This is a genomic window from Kribbella sp. NPDC006257 (genome assembly GCF_040613535.1).
Lineage (GTDB): Bacteria > Actinomycetota > Actinomycetes > Propionibacteriales > Kribbellaceae > Kribbella.
Genome location: NZ_JBEXSJ010000059.1, coordinates 17,647 through 37,823, shown reverse-complemented (window position 1 = coordinate 37,823; position 20,177 = coordinate 17,647). Strand labels below are relative to the sequence as shown.

Genomic DNA, 20,177 nt, shown 5'->3' with positions numbered 1-20,177 from the left:
GTCCGCAGACGCGGCAAGGTGTCCGGACCCACGAGTTCCGGACGGCCGGAGCGGGCAATGGGGAGTGGGGTCACCTACTCGGCCGAGGGGGACACCTACTCGGGGGCGGGGTCAGCGCACACCTTGTCCGCAGACACGGCAAGGTGTCCGGACCCACGAGTTCCGGACGGCCGGAGCGGGCAATGGGGGGTGGGCTCACCTACTCGGCCGAGGGGGACAACTACTGGGGGGTGGAAATTCGCGGTGTGGCGGGACTTTTCGGCAGTGCGGCGGGAAAATCGGTCTACCCCCGGCTCTGGACTGATGAAAACGGTTTTCATATAGTGGAGGTATGGCCGCCCAGCGCAAGACCCCGCTGACCCTGCTCGTCGGGCTTTCGACGACGCTCCGCGAACCCGTTCTCGACTCGCTGATCGACGCCGGCACGGTCGCCGTCGTGGTGGATCAGGACGAGTTGCCCAGGCGCGGCGTGCTGTCCTGGCGGGTGCTGGACGCGTCGGGTCCGATCGACGCCGGTGAGTTCACCGTCGACGACGACTGCGGCTCCTGCCAGCTGATCGAGTCGCTGCTCCCATTGCTGGAGACTCTGATCGCTCGCGAGCACTGGCAACACGTAGTACTGGCTGCTCCACCTGCGATGGAAGCTCGGTCCCTCGCCAACGCCCTGACCGCGACGCTGCCCGAGATCGCGGTCGACACCGTCACCTGCGTCGTCGATGCCGTCCTGCTCGTCGCGCAGCTGTCCGGCGACGAACTCCTGGACGAGCGCGGCCTCGCCTTGGGACCGCCCGACCGACGGAATGTCGCCGAGCTGACCGCACGGCAGATCGAGTACGCCGACATCTGCGTGCTCGCGAACGCCCACCGCAACCCGAGCCCCGAGCGCCTGCACAACCTGCTGCTCCACCTGAACCCCCGCACCACCGTGGTCGACGCGGATCCAGCCGGCGTACCGACCCAGTCCGTCGGCAGGACAGGGCTCTTCGACTTCCAGGCTGCCGAGGCGTGGGCCGGCGATCTCGCGGCAGAGGATCGCCTGCAGCCCAGCGGCAACGGCGTCACCACCGTCTTCTGGCGATCCACCAGGCCCCTGCACCCGGCGCGCCTGAACGATGCTCTGGAAGACATCGTCGATGGTGTCGTGCGCAGCCGGGGCGTGATGTGGCTCGCCAACCGCCCAACCCAACGCGTCCGCTGGGAGTCCGCCGGCTACAGCGCATCCCTAGGCGCACTGGGCGAATGGGCCGACACCGAGCACCTGGCCGAATGCACCGTCGTCGCCACCGGCGTCGGCCTCGACCCAGCCCGCCTCCAAGCGATCCTCGACGCCTGCCTCCTCACCGAATCCGAACTAGCCACCCTCGACTGGCAAGCCCTCGAAGATCCCTTCGCCGGCGTCCTCTGACGAGTGGCGTCGAACTGAGCTACCCGCTGGAGGAACCGCTCACCGGTGTCCTCTAGCGGGACGCGGCGAGGTGCGCAGCCGCGGCAGCTTGCAGGTGATCGAGATCCGACGAGACCGTCGCGAAGGTGTAGCCCTCACCAAGCCGCTGCCGGGCGACCTCTCCGCTCGGCGTATGGATCCCGGCCGCGATCCCTGCCGCGGCAGCGGTCTCCGCAATCAACGCCAACGCAGCATTGAACGGCACCGCAACGTCCGGATCGCCCGGAAACCTGCCGCCGACCGCAAGACAGAGATTCGACGGCCCGACATAGATCCCGTCCAGCCCGGGCGTCGCACAGATCGCCTCGACGTTCGCCAGCCCCTGCCGCGTCTCGATCATCGCCAGTACGACGGTCGCCGCGTCCGCATCGGCCGGAGTCGGCCCGATCCGCAGCCCCGCCCGGGTCGGCCCGTAGGACCGGATCCCAACGGGTGGATACCGAGCAGCCCGTACGGCGTACGCCGCGTCCTCCGCCGAGTCGATCAACGGCACGATCACGCCCGCTGCGCCGGCGTCCAGCGCCCGCCCGATCGGCGTCGCATGGTTCGCCTCGACCCGCACCAGCCCGACCGAGGATCCGCCCGCCTCGATCGCGATCAGCCCGTCCAGCAGACCGCGAGTCCCCAGCAAGCCGTGCTGACCGTCGAGCACCACGTAGTCGTAACCGATGCGCGCGATCCGCTCGGTGGCAGCGGGCGCGTCCAGCGTCACCCAATAGCCAACGGCCTTCTCCCGCGCACGCAACCGATCCGCGAACCCATTGGAATCCATACCGCTGTTCTACCCGATCAGCGGTAGCCGAGCTGCGTGGTCGCCGAGCATTTCGTGGTCGTGGTCGTCGAGAGGTAGGCGACCGGTTGCCTTGAGCACGTAAGTGGTGGTGTTCCAGCCGATCACGTCCCACGCGTCCGGGCCGAACAACCCGTCGAGGGTCCGCGCGGTCACCTGCAGGCCCTCTGGATCCGGCTCGGGCGCGTCGGGCAGTTCGAGGATCAGGTCGAGGTGGTGAACGGTCGCCTCCATCACCAGCGTCGCCACGAAGTCGCCGACCCGTAGTACGTGGCCCTGCGTCTCGACCAGGTGATGCTTGTCGGTCAACGCGACCGCGGCAGCCCGTACGGCGGCTTCGGACAGCTCCCGCCAATGCCCGACGAGCGTCCGCGAGGGATTCTTGTACGCCGAGGCGACCGTCCGCACGAAGCTGGTGTCGGACGCCGTACCGGCCGGGTGATCTGCCCAATAGCTGACGAAATCGCGATCCGGCTCGGCGGTCGACGGCGTCGCGAAGGCCGCCAGCGCGCGCTCCGCGTCGTACAGCAGATGCACCAGCAACGGCCCGATCGCCATTCCGTCGCACCGGGTCGGCCGGTCGAAGTCCTCGTCCGTCAAGGCCTGCACGGTCTCAGTCAGCCGCCCGTAGCTACGGCCCAACGTCCCGGCCAGTCCCAACGGCAATGCTCCTCGCTCCGGCGCCCTCATAGGTCGAACGTAAACCCGTCACCCAGCGATGCCAAGCGCGGGCGCTGCGCCGACGCCACCTGGCAATCGGTCGGCGAAGCGTTCCGCCGCCTGCACGCCGTCAGGTTCCCTCGCGGGTTGACCGGAACGCTCGAGCAGGATCGGATCGAGCTCACCCACCACGACCCGGTCGCAACGCTGCACGAAGAGATGACCGCGGCGAAGGTGTTGCCAGAAGCAACCAAATTCCTCCCGGCCGTGCACGCTCTGATCGATGCCGAGGCGGACCGGTTACCCAGTACGCCGCCGGCCCTGCTGCACAGGGACGTGAACACGGAGAACATCATCGTCGGCGCCGGGACCGCGACCCTGATCGACTGGGGTCACCCGCACATCGGCGACCCGCGGGCGGAGATCTCGGCCCTCGACGAACCCAAGCTCTAACGTCCGAAAGAGTGGATCACACGTCCCTCCACTTCTTCGGACGCAACGACTAGACCGGCGGGACGCCGTGGCGCTTCGTGGAGAAGTGGCGGGATTTGGTTTGGGCGGCGGCCAGGCGGGCGATCAGGTCGTCGCGGAGGTTCTCCGGTTCGACGATCGCGTCGATCACCAGGTCGGCGGCGAGCCGGAGGATGTCGATGTCGGTCTCGTACTCCTCGCGCAGCTTGGAGACGTACTCGACCCGCTCGCCTTCGTCCGCGATCTCCTGGATCTTGTTGTAGTACACGGCATTGATCGCCGCCTCCGGCCCCATCACCGCGATCTTCGCCGTCGGCAACGCGATACACGCGTCCGGCGAGAACCCCGGCCCGCACATCGCGTAAAGCCCTGCCCCATAAGCCTTCCGGACGATCACCGACACGGTCGGCACGGTCGCCTCGGAGACCGCGGTGATCATCTTCGCGCCGTGCCGGATGATCCCGGCCCGCTCCACCTCGGAGCCGATCATGAACCCGGGCACGTCGCACAGATACACCAGCGGCACGTTGAACGCGTCGCACAGCCAGATGAACCGGGCCGCCTTGTCCGCCGAGTCGACGAACAACACCCCTCCCTTGACCGCCGGCTGGTTCGCCACGATGCCGACGACCTGCCCGGCGAGCAGCCCGAACCCGGTCACCAGCTCCGGCGCATAAGCAGGCTTCAGCTCGAAGAACGTGTCCGAGTCGAGCAGCGCGTCGATCACGTCATGGATGTCGAACCCGACCGATTCCTCGACCGGCACCAGATCCCGGGTGAACGGACGGCCCGCCTCCGACGCGTCGTACGACGGGGGCCGCACCTGCCAGGAACCCGGCAGATAAGAGAAGTACTGCTTCGCCAGCTCGATCGCCTCGGTGTCGTCGGCGGCGAGCAGATCGCCACAGCCCGACACCGTGGTGTGCATCCGGGCGCCGCCCATCTCCTCCAGCGTCACCTTCTCGCCGACCACCATCTCGGCCATCCGCGGCGACCCGAGGTACATCGAGGCGTTGCCGTCGACCATGATCACCAGGTCGCAGAAGGCCGGGATGTACGCACCGCCCGCGGCCGACGGACCGAACAGGCAGCAGATCTGCGGCACCTTGCCGGACAGCGCGACCTGGTTGTGGAAGATCCGGCCCGCACCACGCCGGCCCGGGAAGAGGTCGACCTGGTCGGTGATCCGGGCGCCGGCCGAGTCGATCAGCCAGAAGATCGGCAGCTCGTCACGCAGCGCGACCTCGGTGATCCGGACGATCTTCTCGACCGTCCTGGCTCCCCACGACCCCGCCTTGACCGTCGGGTCGTTGGCGACCAGCAACGCCGGCCGCCCGTCGACCAGCGCCCGGCCGGTGACCACGCCGTCCGCGGGCAGGCCCGGGTTCAGCGCGTTCGCCAGCTGGGCGTCCTCGACGAAGCTGCCCTCGTCGACGAGCAGCGCGATCCGGTCCCGCACATACAGCTTGTTCTGGGCGGCGAGTTTGGCGGCCGCCTTCTCCGGCGGCGCCACCGTCGCCTCCCGGGCGACCTTGACCTCAGTCCAGTGATCCCGACTCATAACGCCCTTTCTACCTTGCTTACGTCCGAAGAAGCGGAGGGACGTCGTCAACAGTTCTTCGGACGTAACGCAATCACTCGACGGGGAGGCCGAGGCCGCGGGCGATCAGCATCCGCTGTACTTCGGAGGTGCCTTCGCCGATCTCCAGGATCTTCGCGTCCCGGTAGAACCGGGTCACCGGGTACTCCTCCATGAATCCGTAGCCGCCGAACACCTGAGTCGCGATCCGGGTCGCGGTCACCGCGGACTCGGTCGCATACAGCTTCGCAACGGCCGCCGCCTGCTTGAACTCCTTCATCGGCGCGCCCGCATCCTTCAGCGCCGCCGCCCGGTAGACGAGCAGCTCGGCCGCGTCGGCCATTACCTTGAGATCGGAGATCTGGAACGCAACGCCCTGCTTCTGCCCGATCGGTACGCCGAACGTCTTCCGCTCACCGGCGTACTGGACCGACATCTCCAGGCAGGCCTTGATGCACCCGAGTGCCACCGCGCCGATCGCGACCCGGCCGTCGTCGAGGGTGGCCAGGAACTGCCCGAAGCCCTTGCCACGCTCACCGAGCAGGTTCGCCGCCGGCACCCGGCAGCCGCTGAACGACAGCGGGTGGGTGTCCGAAGCGTGCCAGCCGAGCTTGTCGTACGCCGCCTCGGCGACGAAGCCCGGCGTACCGGTCGGGACGATGATCGTGGAGATCTCGGGCCGGCCGTCCGCCTTCTCGCCGGTCCGCGCGGTGACCGTGACCAGCGAGGTGATCGCGGAGCCGGAGTTGGTGATGAACTGCTTCGAGCCGTCGATCACCCACTCGTCGCCGTCCAGTACGGCGCGGGTCTTGGTCGCCCCCGCGTCGGAACCCGACTCCGGCTCGGTCAGCCCGAACCCGGCCAGCCGACGCCCGGCGACCAGGTCCGGCAGCCACTCGTCCTTCTGTGCGTCGGTGCCGAACGTCAGCAGAGGGTTGATCCCCAGCCCGACCGCCGCCTCGAGCGTGATGCCCATCGACTGGTCGACCTTGGAGATCTCCTCGATCGCGACGCAGAGGCTGGTGAAGTCGCCGCCAGAACCGCCGTACTGCTCCGGGGCGGTCAGCCCGAACAGGCCGAGCCCACCCATCTTCTGGACCACCTCGACCGGGAAGTAGTGCTTGCGATCCCACTCCGCCGCGTGCGGGGCGATCTCGGCCTGGGCGAAGTCGCGCACGCTGTGGCGGAACTCGCGGTGCTCTTCGGACAGCTCGTACGACATGGCTCTTCTCCCGGCAGGCTCGCTCGTGATTGACGCTTACGTAAACGTAAAGCATGATCGGGGATGTGCACAATGACCAGGTGACTCTCGAGACGTGGTCGATCGCCCAGCTGGCAGCCGAGTACGACGTCACCCTGCGCACGATCCGGTTCTATGAGGACCGCGGCCTGCTCACCCCCGAGCGGCGCGGCACGGTCCGGGTCTACCACCCGCGCGACCGGGTCCGGCTGGGCCTGATCCTGCGCGGCAAACGGCTCGGCTTCAGCCTCGACGAGATCGCGACCATCGTCGACATGTACGACGCGGAGCCGGGCGAGGAGGGCCAGTTGGTCTACCTGCTGCACCAGATCGGCACCCGGCGCGCGGAGCTCGAGCAGCGCCGCCGCGACATCGACGAGACGCTGCGCGAACTGGCCGAGGTCGAGGACCGCTGCCAGGCCGACCTCCGGGCGCTGCGTGCCCGTTAGGCCCGAAGCGGCCGAACAAGGGCCCCGACGAGTACTCCGTGGCCTGGTGACGCGCTAGTATTGAGCGCGCAGCCTGTGGTCGTCGGGTTCGAGCCGATGACCACCTCGTTTTCCGGCTCGTTGATTGCTCGCAGAAGCGGTGGGGCTCAGCTGCATCACCGGGGTCGCCAGTGCGACGACACTGTGGCCTCGTCAGGCAGCGGGTAGGCGCGTGCGGTGCTGCCGTTCCGCCATGGCATCCGTGCCGTGGCCTTTCCGAGGAGATTCTTTGGCCCGTCAAGGCCAGCGCCAGTCCGGCGCTACCGGTACTGCTTCCCGCCGCAGGCGTCGTGGCCGCAGTACCGACTCCGACGGCCTGATCCCGGTGCTGGCGAAAGCCGTCCGGGAGGTCGAGGCCGCCGTCGAGCGCGGCAATGTGCGGCCCTCGATCCGCACCAAGTTCCAGGTCGTCGCTCTGCTGGTGCGCGAGGAGCGCGCCCGGGTGAACCACGACGACAGCTCCGGCGACGCCTATCGCGAGGAGCAACTCCGCCGGCTGGACGGGATCGCGACGATCCTGGCCAAGTCGGCCGCCCGCGACACCTCACTGCTCGTGCTGCTCGCCGAGGACGCGGTGATGTCCCCCGCGGCCGTCACGCTCAAGCGCGAGATGCAGGTCGCGGCCGGCGAGGAGCCGACCGTCGAGGAGCCACCGGCCCCCGAGCCGGCCGAGACCAACGCCGCGCCGGTACGCCGGGTGGTGCCGCAATCGGTCGTCCAGCGGCAGCTCGCCAACCCGTTCCTGGCCCCGGACTTCTCGGCCGCACCGCCGCCGAAACCGCGAGCCCGCCGGCTCGCCGGGTGGGAGCTGATCACCCCGCTGCTCAAGTCCTTCGAATACGCGTCGGCATCGGCCAGCAAGGCTCTGCCGGAGCCTGGTTTCGTCAAGCTCAGCCCGGGCCTCGAACTGATGCGGCACCAGGGCCAACTCGTCGCCTCCGCGGCCGCCGGCCATCGGACCTTCCTGCTGGCCGACGAGCCGGGTCTGGGCAAGACGGCCCAGGCGCTGCTGGCTGCGCATGCGGCCGATGCGTATCCGCTGCTCGTCGTCGTACCGAACGTCGTGAAGACCAACTGGGCCCGCGAGGCCGCCATCTGGACCCCGGCCAAGAAGGCCACCGTGATCCACGGTGACGGCGACACGATCGACGGGTTCGCCGACATCGTCATCGTCAACTACGAGGTGCTGGACCGGCATGTCGGCTGGCTCGGCGACCTCGGGTTCCGCGGCATGGTCGTGGACGAGGCGCACTTCATCAAGAACAAGAAGTCGCAGCGCTCGCGCAACGTGCTGCAACTGTCCGAGCGGATCCGCAGCCGGACCGGGCGGCCGTTGCTGATGGCGCTCACCGGAACGCCGCTGATCAACGACATCGAGGACTTCACCGCGATCTGGCAGTTCCTCGGCTGGATCGACGAGAAGGGCCCGGGCGGCATCCTGATGGAGGCGCTCGAGGAGACCGAGCTGACGCCGGCCGATCCCGGTTTCTACGCGGCCGCCCGGGCCGCCGTGATCAACCAGGGCATCGTCCGGCGACGCAAGGTGGACGTGGCCGCGGACATCCCGGCGCGCCGGATCGCCGATCTCCCCGTCGAGCTCGACGGTGCGGTCGGCCACTCGATCCGGCAGGCCGAGCGCGAGCTCGCCGACCGGCTGGTCGAGCGGTACGAGAACGCCCTGGCGACCCGGAAGTCCGGCACCGTCGTGGACGGCATCGACCACGACCTGGTGCGCCAGGTGGCCGGCTGGGAGCGGGCCGACAAGGACGCGGCGAAGACCGGCGAGAACGTGTTCAGCCTGCTCAACCGGATCGGCAACGCGAAGGCCGGGCTGGCCGCCGACTACGCGGCACAGCTCGCGCACAACGTCGGCAAGGTGGTCTTCTTCGCCCGGCACATCGAGGTGATGGACGTCGCCGAGAAGCTCTTCACCGAGCGCGGCATCCGGTTCGCCTCGATCCGCGGCGACCAGACGGCTCGCAAGCGCCAGGCCAACATCGACGCGTTCGTGAACGACCCCGAGGTCTCCATCGTCGTCTGCTCGCTGCTGACGGCCGGCGTCGGCATCAACCTCCAGGTCGCCTCGAACGTCGTCCTCGCCGAGCTCTCCTGGACCAACGCCGAACAGACCCAGGCGATCGACCGGGTGCACCGGATCGGCCAGGAAGAGCCAGTCACCGCCTGGCGCATCATCGCCGCCCAAACCATCGACACCCGGATCGCCGACCTCATCGACGCCAAGGCCGGCCTGGCCGCGCGCGCCCTGGACGGCTCCGACGAAGAGGTCGGCTCCTCCGCCGACTTCCAGCTCGAAGCCCTGGCCGCCCTCCTCACCAACGCCCTCACCAAGTAGCAGCCGTTCAACGGTAGGTAGGGGACGGCGGCCGCACCTCGGGAGCCGGGATCTCGAGGTGCGGGTCGGTGGCGAGCTTGTCCAGGTCGGCGGCAGGGACCGTCCATTTCTTCGCGGCGTCGGAGGCGCTGGAGGCCTGGATCCGTTCTTGGATGTTCACCGACCGGTTGCCGGGACGATCCTGGCGGACCGTACGGGTGAAGCCCGTGTCGCCGACGCCGTAGGTCGCCCGGAGAAGGGCGCTGCCGTCGCCACCAACGGCGTACGAACAAGCCGATTGGTTGGGCTGCTGGCAGGTCCGGCGGAGTTCGGCTTCGGTCGGCGGATGCGTGGGGAGTGATATCTCCACGGTCATCCACAGCTCGTGCTGCTGGTCTCCACCGATGATGTAGTGAGCCTCCCAGACGGTCGCGTTCTTCGCCTCCGACGGCTGCAGCGCCGTGGTGTGGTTCCAGTCGCTGGGGTAGATCTGGGTCAGTTGGAGCGGCACGTCAGGCAGGGCGATCCGGACCCGGTCCTGGATCAGTGCCGCGACCGGATCGGAGTGCTGGAAGTAGCGGTCGGCTTGCGTGACAACTGCAGGCTTGTCCGACCCGGCGACGGACGGCCCGAACGTCGTCGGACCAAGGGCGATCGTGAAGGCAGCCCCGGCGACCGCCACCGCGCCGATCACCGTCCCGCCGGCCTGCCGTACCAGCCGCCGGCGCCGGCCGGCGCTCACAACGGTCTCGACGGTGAGGTTCATCGGCGGCTCGTCCGCCAGATAGCTGCTGAGAACTTCCCGTACTGCGCGGTCTTCGGTCATCGGAGCGGCCTTTCCAGGTCGGCGGCCGGTCCGAGGACGGCACGCAGGGTCTGCAGGGCGCGAGCGGAATGACTCTTCACGGTGCCTTCGGCGATGCCGAGCACCGCGGCGACCTCGGCGATCGGCAGATCGTCGACGTACCGCAGGGCGACGATCGCGCGCTGCCGGTCGGACAGACCTGTCAGCGCCTGCGCCAGATCGACCCGGTTGCCCACCTCATGGTCGGTGTCGTGCCGTCCCGGCTGCTCCGGGACGTCCTGCGTCACCTGCTCGCGAGAGGACTTCTTCCGCCGGGACAGGAACAGGTTGGTGAGGATGCGCCGCGCGTACGCATCCGCGGTCTCCTGCCTGACCCGCGGCCAGTGCTGGTAGAGCCGCACGAAGGTGGTCTGCACCAGGTCCTCAGCGAGTTGCCAGTCGCCACACATCAGGTACGCCGTACGCCGCAACCCGGCCGCTCGCGCCACGAAGAAGTCGACGTAGTCGCCTTCCCACCCAGGCTTCCCCATCAATCCCCCTTCTCCGGCTCTCCCCCTTTACTACTCACCGAAGACCCCACGGGGTTACATCGACCTCGAAAAACTATCCGACCGCGACCAGCTTGCGGGCGGCGTCGTAGCGCGCGAGGGCCAGGGCGGCGAGGCGGGGATCTGCGCCGAGCGGGGCGCTGACCGGGTGGTGGCCGGCGAGGCGGTGGATGTGGTCGGCGAAGGCGCCGGGGGCCAGGAGGTAGGTGGCGACGGCGACGCGGCCCGGCGTACGGGCGAGGACCGGGGCCAGGCGTTCGCCGGCGCCGGAGACGTAGCCGACCTCGACCGGGCGGTCGATGCGGTCGGCAAGCAAGGCGGCGGTGGCTGAGCAGTCGAGGAGGGCGCGGCGGTTGGAAGAGCCGGCGGCGGCCAGCACCACGCTGTCGATTCCCTGCAGGGCGTCGGCCTCACTGCCGGTTGTGTGACCGAGACGCTCGACCAAGCGGTCGGCGAGGATGTCCGCGAGGACGGGGTCGGGGCCGAGGGCGGCGGCTGCAGTGACTTCAGCGGCATGGCGGGCCGCTTGGCCGAGGATGTCGACGGCGACGTGGTAGCCGCTGCTCAGTAACAGCGGGACGATGACCGCCTGGTTGCTATCAGCAACTACTCGGTCCACCAGACCGGGCAGAGCCGGTACGTCGACGTCGACGAAGCCCAGCGAGATCGGCACCTCCGGCCGCAACCGGCCCATCTCTCGAACGAGCGCATGAACGGTGCGAATCCCCCGGGGATCCGCCGTTCCATGCGCAGCGGCCACTAGATCAGCAATCATGTCGTCATCCCTACCGGTTCGACAGCGAGGCGGTAGCCGCGGCGTACGACGGTGCGCACGAGTTCCGGCCGGCCGACCGCAGTACGGAGTCTGTTGACGGTGACCTCGACGGCGTGCACGTCCTCCGCGCCGGGCAGCACGGCCAGCAGATCCGGCCGCGACACCACATCACCACCAGCCGCAACCAACGCAGCCAGTACGGCGCGGGGCCCGGGTCCCAGCGGAAGCACCTCGCCGTCCAGCACCGCGGCGCCACCACGGATCACCAACTGCCCGAAGGCGGTCTCGATCGATCTCGCATTGTCGTCCGTCAGCCGATCGGTCACGATCCGGATCAAGGCGCCCAGCCGATAGCGATCCGGAACCAGCGGCTCCAGGCCCAACGCCTGGAACGGCTGCGCGGTCACCGGACCGACACAGGCATTCAGCACCCGCCCGGTCCGCAACGTCGTCACCAACGCGTCGTACTGACCAGTCAGCACAGCAGCATCAAGCATCGCCTGCGCCCCCGGCGCCGACGTATGCACCACCGCATCAACCGCCCCAGCACAGATCTGCCCGATCACCCGCTCAACTGCAGCAGGATCCGGCGCAGGTCCCCAGCGATAGACCTCCAGCCCGCGCACCGAGGCACCCGCGGTCCGCAACGCATCCATCAATGCCGGATCGGACAGGCCGTGCAACTGCACGACGATCTTCCGCCCGGCAACGCCCTGATCGCGCAACCACTCGACAACCTCGATAGTCGTCTCCGACCGCGCCGACCAGTGCTCCACCAACCCAGCCGCCCGGATCGCACCGCGCGCCTTGGGCCCGCGCGCCAGCAGCCGCGACTGCTCCAGCGTGCTCAGCAGATCCGCCGCCAGCCCGGCCGTGTCGGCCGCCTCGACCCAGCCACGGAACCCGACCGCGGTCGTCACCACCACGTCGTCGGGCGGATTGGCGATCACCCGCCGGGTCGCCTCGATCAGCGCGTGGTCGTCCGGCGCCGGCACGATCTGCAGCGTCGGCGCGTGCAGCACCTTGGCGCCCCGGCGTTCGAACGAGGCGATCAGGTCGTCGGCCCGGCGATGCGCGGTCACCGCCAGCGTGCAGCCGCTGAGTGGGCCCGGCCTATTCATCACCGGCGCTCACCAGGATCTGACCGTCCACGACCTGTACGGCGTACGCCGGGATCATCACGTCGGGATCGTCGAGGCACTGCCCGGTGCGCAGGTCGTACACCTGCTTGAACATCGGCGACGCCACCGTCGGCACGTCACCGCGGTTGCCCACGATCCCGCGGGACATCACGTTCGCACCACTGACCGGATCGTGGTTGTCCAGCGCGTACACCGTCCCGTCGTGGGTCCGGAACAGCGCGACCTGCCGCTGCCCGATCAGGGCGGCGACGCCGCGTTCGGGCAGCAGGGCGTCATAGGAGCAGACCGCCATGGCGGTGAGGGTGTTCATCGGCGTACCTCCAGTCGGGGACCGGCCAGCAGGACCGGTTCCAGCTGTCCGCGTTCGGCCGGGGTGGCCGGCCGCGGCTGGTTGCGTTCGACCACGTAGCGCAGGTCGGCGTCGGGTTGATCGGGGGCGTTCACGAACGAGACGAACCGGGCCAGCTTCTCCGGGTCCTGCAAGGTGGCCTGCCACTCGTCGACGTAGGAGTCGATGTGGCTCGCCATCGCGGCGTCGAGATCGGCCGCGATCCCGAGGCTGTCGTTCAGCACGACCTCGCGGACGTGGTCGATACCGCCCTCGATCTCGTTGATCCAGACGGCGGTCCGCTGCAACCGGTCGCCGGTCCGGATGTAGTACATCAGGAACCGGTCGATTGCCTGCAGCAACTGTTCGTCGGACAGGTCGGAGGCGAGCAGCTGGGCGTGCCGCGGCGTCATCCCGCCGTTGCCGCCGACGTACAGGTTCCAGCCGTTCTCGGTCGCGATCACGCCGACGTCCTTGCCGCGCGCCTCGGCACACTCCCGGGCACATCCGGAGACGCCGAGCTTGAGCTTGTGCGGCGAGCGCAGCCCGCGGTACCGCAGCTCCAGCGCGATCGCCATCCCGACGGAGTCCTGGACGCCGTACCGGCACCAGGTGGAGCCGACGCAGGATTTCACGGTCCGCAGCGATTTGCCGTACGCATGCCCCGATTCGAAGCCCGCGTCCACCAATCGCTTCCAGATCGCAGGCAACTGTTCGATCCGGGCTCCGAACAGGTCGACCCGCTGTCCGCCGGTGATCTTGGTGTACAGCCCGAAGTCGCGGGCCACCTCGCCGATCGTGATCAGTCCCTCCGGGGTCACCTCGCCGCCGGGGATCCGCGGTACGACGGAGTACGTGCCGTCCTTCTGGATGTTGGCCATCACGTGGTCGTTGGTGTCCTGGAGGGTGGCGCGTTCGCCGTCCAGCACGTGACCGGCCGGGTCCAGGCTGGCCAGGATCGAGGCCACCACCGGCTTGCAGATGTCACAACCGCGACCGTTGCCGTGCCGGTCGACGATCTCGCTGAACGTGCGCAGCCCGGTGACTCGGACAACGTCGAACAGCTCGGCCCGGGACAGTGCGAAGTGCTCGCAGAGTGCCTTGCTCACCTCGACACCGGCCGCGGCCAGCTCGGTGTTGAGCAGGTTCTTCACGATCGGCAGACACGACCCACAGCTCGTGCCTGCTTTGGTCTTGCCACACAGGGATTTGAGATCCCCACAACCCTCGTCGCGAACCGCGCACCGGATCGTTCCGGCCGAGACGTTGTTGCAGGAGCAGACCGGCGCGTCGTCCGGCAGCTCCAGCTGGGTCGGCTGCGAACCTTCCGGCAGCAGGTACGACGCGGGGTCGGCACCCAGTTGCCTGCCGACCATCGGCCGCAGCCCCGAGTACGCCGATGCGTCGCCGACCAGGATCCCGCCGAGCAGGGTCCGCGCGTCGTCGGACAGCACCAGCTTCTTGTAGACACCCGCCACCGGGTCGGCGTACACGATGTCGAGCGCGCCCTCCGTCGTACCGAAGGCATCGCCGAAGCTGGCCACGTCCACGCCGAGCAGTTTGAGCTTGGTCGACGAATCGGCACCGGGGAAGGTCGCCTCGCCGCCGAGCAACCGGTCCGCGACGATCTCGGCCATCGCGTAGCCCGGTGCGACCAGGCCCCAGACGCGGCCCTCGATGCAGGCTACCTCACCGATCGCCCAGACGCCCGGTACCGACGTACGGCAACCGTCGTCGACCACGACGCCACCCCGTTCGCCGATCTCCAGACCGGCGGCGCGACCGAGTTCGTCGCGCGGCCGGACGCCGGTGGCGAAGACGACCACGTCGGCGGGCAGATCGGGGCCGTCGGCAACGGCCATCGCCTTGGCGGCGCCTTGCGAGGTCGTCTTGACCCGGGTCACCCCGGTCGAGGTGAGGACGTCGATGTCGAGCTGACGGATCAGCCGGCCGAGTGCGCTACCGCCACCCTCGTCGACCTGCAACGCCATCAGCCGGGGCGCGAACTCGACCACCTTCGTCGTCGCGCCCAGCGCACGCAGCGCGCCGGCCGCCTCGAGCCCGAGCAGACCGCCACCCACGACGACACCACGGACATCCTTGCCTTCGGACCGCAGCCGTTCGACGTAGACCCTGAGCGCGGCGACGTCGTCGACCGTCCGGTAGACGAAGCAGCCGTTCGCGTCGCTGTTCTTGACCGGCGGCACGAACGCGTACGAACCGGTGGCCAGGACGAGTTCGTCGTACCCGATCTCCTCGTCCCTGGCGGTCCGGACCGTCTTCGCCTCGACATCGAGGGCGGTCACGGTGACGCCCTTGCGCAAGGTGACAGCCGGGTCGTCCCAGAGTTCGGGGTCGCCGAGCGAGAGGTCCTGCGGATCACGCCCGGAGAAGTAGCTGGTCAATGCGACCCGGTCGTACGGCATCCGCGGCTCTTCGGCGAGCACGGTGATCCGCCACGCCACGGCGGTGTCGCGGGAGCGCAATGCCTCCACCAGCCGGTGCGCGACCATGCCGCCACCCACGATCACCAGGTGCCGGGCCTTCTTCAGCTCTGTCATGGTTGCCCTCCTGCTCGGTTCGGGTTCACTCTCGCCGCGCCGGAGCCGGTCGAGAAGGTTGCCGACAGCCCCTGTACAGCTGCCGCACCCGGTGGTCGCCCTCGTCTTCTCGGCAATGCCGGCCACACTGTCGGCACCTGCCTGCCAGGCCGCTTCGATCGCGGCCCGGGTCACTCCGTTGCACCGGCAGACCGCCGGCTGACGCTTCTTCGGTGCTTCAGGGGCCGCCAGCAACCATTCGGCGACCACTTGGGTACGCCGGTCCGCCAGCAACACCAGTTCGGCGGCCACTTCCGGCGCACCGATCACTACCGCGGACCGCACCACTCCGTCGTGGATCACAGCCCGCACGAACCGCTTGTCGTCGTCCAGCTGAACGACCTCGCCACCGCCGTCGTCGGCGCCCAGCACCAGCACGTCGAGCCCACCCGCGGTGAGCCGGACAACCTCGGAGCCGGGCTCGTCGACGAGCAGACCGTCAAGGTGCTGGGCAACGATCTCCGCTTGATCCCACGCGGCAGCAACCGTTCCGGTCGTCCGGCCTTCGTACTCCGCGCAGTCGCCGATCGCGTACACGCTCGGGTCAGCCGTCGTGAAGGCGTTGTCCACCAGGATGCCGCCCGTCGCACCAACCGACAGACCGGCGCGCTCGGCCAGCTCTGTCCTCGGTTTCACGCCACACGCGGCGATCAGCAACTCGCCGAACACCACCCGCCCACCGGCGAGGTGGGCCGCCCGGAAGCGGCCGTCCTTCACCTCGGTGGCGGCGATCGTCGAGTTCAGCAGTACTTCGATGCCGAGCTCGCGCACCGCCCGCGTGATCCGCCGGCCCGCCGTAGCCCGAACCGTCTTGTCCAGCAGCGTTTCCCCGTCGTGGATCAGCGTGACCGCGATCCCACGCTCCCGCAGCGCGCACGCCGTCTCGACGCCGAGCACGCCACCACCAAGCACCACCGCCCGCCGCACCCGCTCCGCCGCGCGAACAATCGCCACCGCATCCCCAGCAGTCCGCAACGTCTGAAAGCCTTCGACATCAGGTTCGACGGGCACCGCACCGGTTGCGAATACGAGATGGTCGTAGGGAACTTGCTCACCCTCCTCAACGCTGACGAGCTTCGCCACTCGATCTACTGCAGTAGCCAACTTTCCCTTGCCTGCAACGGGTTCTGTTGCGCGGCCTGCGATGTACTCGGTGAGGCGGCTGCGGTCGTAGGAGGGTTCGTCGGCGAGCAGAGTTACGTCGTACCGGTTGTCCAGGAGCTGTGCCAGGCGGGTGCCCGCCATTCCGGCTCCGATGATCACCACGCGCGCGCTCATGCCGGGATCCCTCGTGCCGAAAGGGACGCGGCCGACAGCTCGACCGCGCACGCCTTGAACTCCGGCATCTTCGAGACCGGGTCGAGCGCGTCGTTGGTCAGCTCGTTGACGCTGCCCTCGCCGCCGAAGTGGAACGGCACGAACACGGTGTCCGGCCGTACGTCGGTGGTGAGGCGCGCCGCCAGCACCATCGAACCCCGCGCCGTCGTCAACCGGACCGGCCGCCCGTCCGATACCCCGAGCTGCGCCGCGACCCGCGGGTGAATCTCCGCGAAGACCTCCGGCTCGGCCTCGGCCAGCTCCGCGACGCGCCGAGTCTGCGCGCCACTCTGATAGTGCTGCAGCAGCCGGCCGGTCACGAGATAGAGCGGCGCCTCGCCCCGCAGATCATCGGCGACCGGTCGATGGTCGACAGCGACCACGCGCGCCCGGCCGTCCGGCGTACCGAATCGATCGGCGAACAGCCGTGGCGTGCCCGCGTGCGCCTCGTCGGGGCAAGGCCAGAACAGCGCCTCGCCCGCATCCAGCCGCTCCCAGCTGATCCCGGCGTAATCGGCGATTCCGCCCGCGCTGGCGACCCGGAGCTCCTCGTAGATCTCTGCGGGATCGGTCGAGAACGGAACCGAAGGACGCAACCGCTCGGCCAGCCCTGCGAACACAGCCAGGTCGCTGCGCACCTCACCAGGAGGCGGCACAGCTGCACGGCGCCGTAGAACGCGACCTTCGAGGGAGGTCATCGTTCCGTCCTCCTCGGCCCACTGGGTGACCGGAAAGACGACGTCGGCGATCAGCGCGGTCTCCGACGGAACCACATCGGCGACCACGAGCAGGTCCAGTGCGGCCAGGTGCTCGCGAACCGACTGCAGCCGGGGCGCGGAGACCAGGAGATTGCTGCCGTGCACCAGGAGCGCTCGCGGGCCATCCGGCGTACCGAGTGCGTTGATCAGCTCGACAGCACTTCGCCCAGGTCCCGGCAGGTCTGCAGGGTCCACTCCCCAAACGCCTGCCACATAAGCCCGCGCTGCTGGATCCGCAATGCTGCGGTAACCCGGCAACTGGTCAGCCTTCTGACCGTGCTCGCGACCGCCCTGTCCGTTGCCCTGGCCAGTGATGCAGCCGTAGCCACTGCCAAGCCGCCCGGGCAGTCCTAGCGCCAGCGCCAGGTTGATGCAGGCAGTCACTGTGTCCGTGCCCTTGCTGTGCTGCTCTGCGCCCCGCCCAGTGAGGATGAACGCTCCAGCGCCACCATGCGTGGGCGCAGCTGCCGCCAGCACACGTGCTGCTTGCCGGATGGTCACAGCCGGTACGCCGGTAACGCGCTCGGCTCGCTCCGGCCACCAGGCGGCCGTAGACCGGAACAGTCCGTCAGGGTCGTCCGTCCGTCCCTGCAGGTAAGCAGTGTCGGCCAGGCCTTCCTGCAACACCACGTGGGTCAGAGAGAGCACCAGGGCCAGGTCCGTCCCCGGAGTGGGCTGCAGGTGGATGCCCGCTTGGTCATCCACGAGCCCGGCTGTCGCAGTACGGCGTGGGTCGACGACCAGGAGTCCACCTGCCGCCCGGGCATTCTCCAAGTGAGCAACCGCGGGCGGCATCGTCTCGGCGATGTTGCTGCCGACCAGCAGAATCGCCTGTGCACCGGCTAGATCCGCCAGCGGGAACGGCAGCCCACGGTCGATCCCGAAGGAACGGTTCGTGGCTGCGGCCGCGGACGACATACAGAAGCGGCCGTTGTAGTCCACGTTCGACGTCCGCAAGGTCACCCGGGCGAACTTGCCCAGCGCGTAGGCCTTCTCGTTGGTCAACCCGCCGCCACCGAACACTGCCACCGAGTCATCCCCGTACGCCGCCTGCAGCGACCGGATGCGATCGGCAACGAAGTCCAGCGCCTCGTCCCAGCTCGTCTCCACCAACTCGCCATTGCGACGGATCAGCGGCTTGGTCAACCGGTCCGGCACCGTCAGTACCTCGGGAGCGGTCCAGCCCTTGCGGCAAAGCCCGCCCTTGTTCGTCGGGAAGTCTCTGGGTTGCACGGCTACTGCACCCGGTCCCTCGACCGGGTGCAGAGTCGTCGCGCACTGCAGAGCGCAGTACGGGCAGTGTGTGTCTACAGCCGTCACACGCGCTCCTGGCTGAGCGGGCCACCGGGGCGCAGGTAGCAGAAGTAGGTGAGGGCCAGGCAGATCACGTAGAAGCCACAGAAGCTGTAGAGAGCCGGGACCAGCGAGCCGTAGTGCCCGGTGGACATCGCGAAGCCACGCGGTACCAGGAACCCGCCGTACGCGCCGATCGCCGAAGCGATCCCGATGCACGCGGCCGCTTCCCGCCGCGCCCGGACCGGCTCAGGCTTACCGTCGAGGTCCAGCGTGGTCTGCCGGAACACCGCGGGGATCATCCGGTACGTCGAACCGTTGCCCGCGCCGCTGGCCACGAACAGCACCAGGAAGCTGATCAGGAACCCGGTGAAGCTGTGTGCGTGCAGCGCGGCGATCGCGCAGAGGATCCCGGCACCCATCACCACGAAGGCGCAGACCGTCACCCAGGCACCGCCGACCTTGTCGGCCAGCCTGCCGCCGAACGGCCGGGAGACCGAGCCGACCAGAGCGCCGAGGAAGGCGATGTGGGCGACCGTGATGTGCGGGAACGTCGTCTTGATCAGCAGCGGGAAGGCCGCCGAGAAGCCGATGAACGAGCCGAAGGTGCCGATGTAGAGGAACGAGATCACCCAGGTGTGCGGCCGCTTCGCGGCCGTGATCGAGGCGCGGAACGACGAGGTCGCCACGGACAGGTTGTCCATCGTCTTCCAGGCCAGTACGGCGGCCAGCAGGATCAGTGGCAGCCACATCAGGCCGGCCCGGTTCAGCGTGAGCCCGGCTCCGGCGACGATCACGATCGGTACCAGCAGCTGAACCACGGCCACGCCGAGGTTGCCGCCGGCCGCGTTGATCCCGAGCGCGAAGCCCTTGTCCCGCTCGGGGAAGAAGAAGGAGATGTTGGTCATACTGCTGGCGAAGTTGCCGCCGCCGACACCCGCGGTCGCCGCGACCAGAACCATCAGCCAGAACGGGGTGTCCGGGCGGCTCACGAAGAACGCCAGGCCGCTGGTCGGGACCAGCAGGAGCAGTGCGGAGAAGATCGTCCAGTTCCGGCCGCCGAACTTGGGGACCGCGAACGTGTAGGGCAGCCGCAGCGTGGCGCCGACCAGGCTCGGCAGCGCGACCAGCCAGAACATCTGGTCGGTGCTGTACCCGAAGCCCGCGGCCGGCAGCGACACCACCACGATGCTCCACAGCTGCCAGACCGAGAAGCCGAGGAACTCGGCGAAGATCGACGGCCACAGGTTGCGGCGGGCCACCTTGCGGCCCTTCTCGGCCCAGAAACCGGCGTCCTCCGGATCCCAGACATCGATCCAGCGGCCCTGGCGAGGGGCCTCGACCGTACCTACCGCACCGGTCCGCTCGCGCGGAGTCACCACCTCGGGTCGCGCCTCGAGCGTCATCGTTCGTCTCCGATCATTGGATCCCTTGATTAGCTCAGGACGCTATGACCGGGGTGTTTCCGAGCGGTCATCTCGTTGTTACGCCGTCGAAACGGCTCCCGCACACCACCCACGGGGCAGTGAGAGAAGTCCGTTGGGCACCCGGGGCGGCAGGCCCCCGGGTGACCGGCGGCCGGTACCGGAGTTGTCGGGGGGACTCGG

General features: G+C 68.8%; 16 protein-coding genes. 4 read left to right on the top strand and 12 right to left on the bottom strand.

Features of this window, described 5'->3' with window-relative positions; all coding sequences use genetic code 11:
- The first annotated feature begins 331 nt into the window (after positions 1–331).
- A complete protein-coding gene (locus tag ABZ004_RS39265; protein ID WP_355687204.1) occupies positions 332–1,405 on the top strand; it encodes a GTP-binding protein in 1,074 nt (357 codons plus the stop codon).
- 52 nt (positions 1,406–1,457) lie between these two features.
- On the opposite strand, the gene ABZ004_RS39260 is transcribed toward ABZ004_RS39265, so the two are convergent.
- Complete coding sequence (locus ABZ004_RS39260; RefSeq protein ID WP_355687203.1) at positions 1,458–2,216, bottom strand: aldolase/citrate lyase family protein; 759 nt, start codon at positions 2,214–2,216, stop codon at positions 1,458–1,460.
- 9 nt (positions 2,217–2,225) lie between these two features.
- A complete protein-coding gene (locus ABZ004_RS39255; protein WP_355687201.1) occupies positions 2,226–2,924 on the bottom strand; it encodes a maleylpyruvate isomerase N-terminal domain-containing protein in 699 nt (232 codons plus the stop codon).
- On the opposite strand from ABZ004_RS39255, the gene ABZ004_RS39250 reads away from it, so the two are divergent.
- The gene (locus ABZ004_RS39250; RefSeq protein WP_355687206.1) at positions 2,838–3,347 is read left to right on the top strand and encodes a phosphotransferase; all 510 of its coding nucleotides are present in this window, start codon (positions 2,838–2,840) and stop codon (positions 3,345–3,347) included. The genes ABZ004_RS39255 and ABZ004_RS39250 overlap by 87 nt on opposite strands.
- 49 nt (positions 3,348–3,396) lie before the next feature.
- Here the strand turns inward: ABZ004_RS39250 and ABZ004_RS39245 are convergent, their stop codons facing one another.
- Together ABZ004_RS39245 and ABZ004_RS39240 are read right to left on the bottom strand one after the other, a co-directional pair.
- Positions 3,397–4,926 (bottom strand): acyl-CoA carboxylase subunit beta, encoded by a 1,530-nt coding sequence (locus ABZ004_RS39245; protein WP_355687199.1) that lies wholly within the window; start codon positions 4,924–4,926, stop codon positions 3,397–3,399.
- Positions 4,927–4,999: 73 nt separating this feature from the next.
- Positions 5,000–6,166 (bottom strand): acyl-CoA dehydrogenase family protein, encoded by a 1,167-nt coding sequence (locus tag ABZ004_RS39240; protein WP_355687197.1) that lies wholly within the window; start codon positions 6,164–6,166, stop codon positions 5,000–5,002.
- 80 nt (positions 6,167–6,246) lie between these two features.
- On the opposite strand from ABZ004_RS39240, the gene ABZ004_RS39235 reads away from it, so the two are divergent.
- Positions 6,247–6,633: a MerR family DNA-binding transcriptional regulator gene (locus ABZ004_RS39235; protein ID WP_355687195.1), complete on the top strand. Its 387-nt coding sequence runs from the start codon at positions 6,247–6,249 to the stop codon at positions 6,631–6,633.
- A 268-nt stretch (positions 6,634–6,901) separates the two neighbouring features.
- On the top strand, positions 6,902–9,025 hold the full coding sequence (locus ABZ004_RS39230; RefSeq protein WP_355687194.1) for a DEAD/DEAH box helicase: 2,124 nt from the start codon (positions 6,902–6,904) through the stop codon (positions 9,023–9,025).
- 7 nt (positions 9,026–9,032) lie between these two features.
- Here ABZ004_RS39230 and ABZ004_RS39225 read toward each other — a convergent pair whose 3' ends face one another.
- The 8 genes from ABZ004_RS39225 to ABZ004_RS39190 form a co-directional block, all read right to left on the bottom strand.
- The gene (locus tag ABZ004_RS39225; RefSeq protein ID WP_355687192.1) at positions 9,033–9,830 is read right to left on the bottom strand and encodes a hypothetical protein; all 798 of its coding nucleotides are present in this window, start codon (positions 9,828–9,830) and stop codon (positions 9,033–9,035) included.
- A complete protein-coding gene (locus ABZ004_RS39220; RefSeq protein WP_355687190.1) occupies positions 9,827–10,339 on the bottom strand; it encodes a SigE family RNA polymerase sigma factor in 513 nt (170 codons plus the stop codon). Before ABZ004_RS39220 ends, ABZ004_RS39225 begins: the two co-directional genes overlap by 4 nt.
- 73 nt (positions 10,340–10,412) lie before the next feature.
- The gene (locus ABZ004_RS39215; protein WP_355687189.1) at positions 10,413–11,132 is read right to left on the bottom strand and encodes a CbiX/SirB N-terminal domain-containing protein; all 720 of its coding nucleotides are present in this window, start codon (positions 11,130–11,132) and stop codon (positions 10,413–10,415) included.
- A complete protein-coding gene (locus tag ABZ004_RS39210; protein ID WP_355687187.1) occupies positions 11,129–12,253 on the bottom strand; it encodes a uroporphyrinogen-III synthase in 1,125 nt (374 codons plus the stop codon). Before ABZ004_RS39210 ends, ABZ004_RS39215 begins: the two co-directional genes overlap by 4 nt.
- Entirely contained in the window at positions 12,246–12,584 is a 339-nt protein-coding gene (gene nirD / locus ABZ004_RS39205; protein WP_355687185.1) for a nitrite reductase small subunit NirD, read from the bottom strand. Before nirD ends, ABZ004_RS39210 begins: the two co-directional genes overlap by 8 nt.
- Entirely contained in the window at positions 12,581–16,480 is a 3,900-nt protein-coding gene (gene nirB / locus ABZ004_RS39200; protein ID WP_355687183.1) for a nitrite reductase large subunit NirB, read from the bottom strand. The genes nirD and nirB overlap by 4 nt, the downstream gene beginning before the upstream one ends.
- The gene (locus ABZ004_RS39195) at positions 16,477–18,597 is read right to left on the bottom strand and encodes a molybdopterin oxidoreductase family protein (protein ID WP_355687181.1); all 2,121 of its coding nucleotides are present in this window, start codon (positions 18,595–18,597) and stop codon (positions 16,477–16,479) included. The genes nirB and ABZ004_RS39195 overlap by 4 nt, the downstream gene beginning before the upstream one ends.
- On the bottom strand, positions 18,594–19,976 hold the full coding sequence (locus tag ABZ004_RS39190; protein ID WP_355687179.1) for an MFS transporter: 1,383 nt from the start codon (positions 19,974–19,976) through the stop codon (positions 18,594–18,596). The genes ABZ004_RS39195 and ABZ004_RS39190 overlap by 4 nt, the downstream gene beginning before the upstream one ends.
- Positions 19,977–20,177 lie beyond the last annotated feature (201 nt).

Bases quoted from the DNA above. Each gene is read 5' to 3' on its own strand.
- ABZ004_RS39265 (WP_355687204.1), top strand. From the start codon at position 332: ATGGCCGCCCAGCGCAAGACCCCGCTGACCCTGCTCGTCGGGCTTTCG.
- ABZ004_RS39260 (WP_355687203.1), bottom strand. From the start codon at position 2,216: ATGGATTCCAATGGGTTCGCGGATCGGTTGCGTGCGCGGGAGAAGGCC.
- ABZ004_RS39255 (WP_355687201.1), bottom strand. From the start codon at position 2,924: ATGAGGGCGCCGGAGCGAGGAGCATTGCCGTTGGGACTGGCCGGGACG.
- ABZ004_RS39245 (WP_355687199.1), bottom strand. From the start codon at position 4,926: ATGAGTCGGGATCACTGGACTGAGGTCAAGGTCGCCCGGGAGGCGACG.
- ABZ004_RS39240 (WP_355687197.1), bottom strand. From the start codon at position 6,166: ATGTCGTACGAGCTGTCCGAAGAGCACCGCGAGTTCCGCCACAGCGTG.
- ABZ004_RS39225 (WP_355687192.1), bottom strand. From the start codon at position 9,830: ATGACCGAAGACCGCGCAGTACGGGAAGTTCTCAGCAGCTATCTGGCG.
- ABZ004_RS39220 (WP_355687190.1), bottom strand. From the start codon at position 10,339: ATGGGGAAGCCTGGGTGGGAAGGCGACTACGTCGACTTCTTCGTGGCG.
- ABZ004_RS39215 (WP_355687189.1), bottom strand. From the start codon at position 11,132: ATGATTGCTGATCTAGTGGCCGCTGCGCATGGAACGGCGGATCCCCGG.
- ABZ004_RS39210 (WP_355687187.1), bottom strand. From the start codon at position 12,253: ATGAATAGGCCGGGCCCACTCAGCGGCTGCACGCTGGCGGTGACCGCG.
- nirD (WP_355687185.1), bottom strand. From the start codon at position 12,584: ATGAACACCCTCACCGCCATGGCGGTCTGCTCCTATGACGCCCTGCTG.
- nirB (WP_355687183.1), bottom strand. From the start codon at position 16,480: ATGAGCGCGCGCGTGGTGATCATCGGAGCCGGAATGGCGGGCACCCGC.
- ABZ004_RS39190 (WP_355687179.1), bottom strand. From the start codon at position 19,976: ATGACGCTCGAGGCGCGACCCGAGGTGGTGACTCCGCGCGAGCGGACC.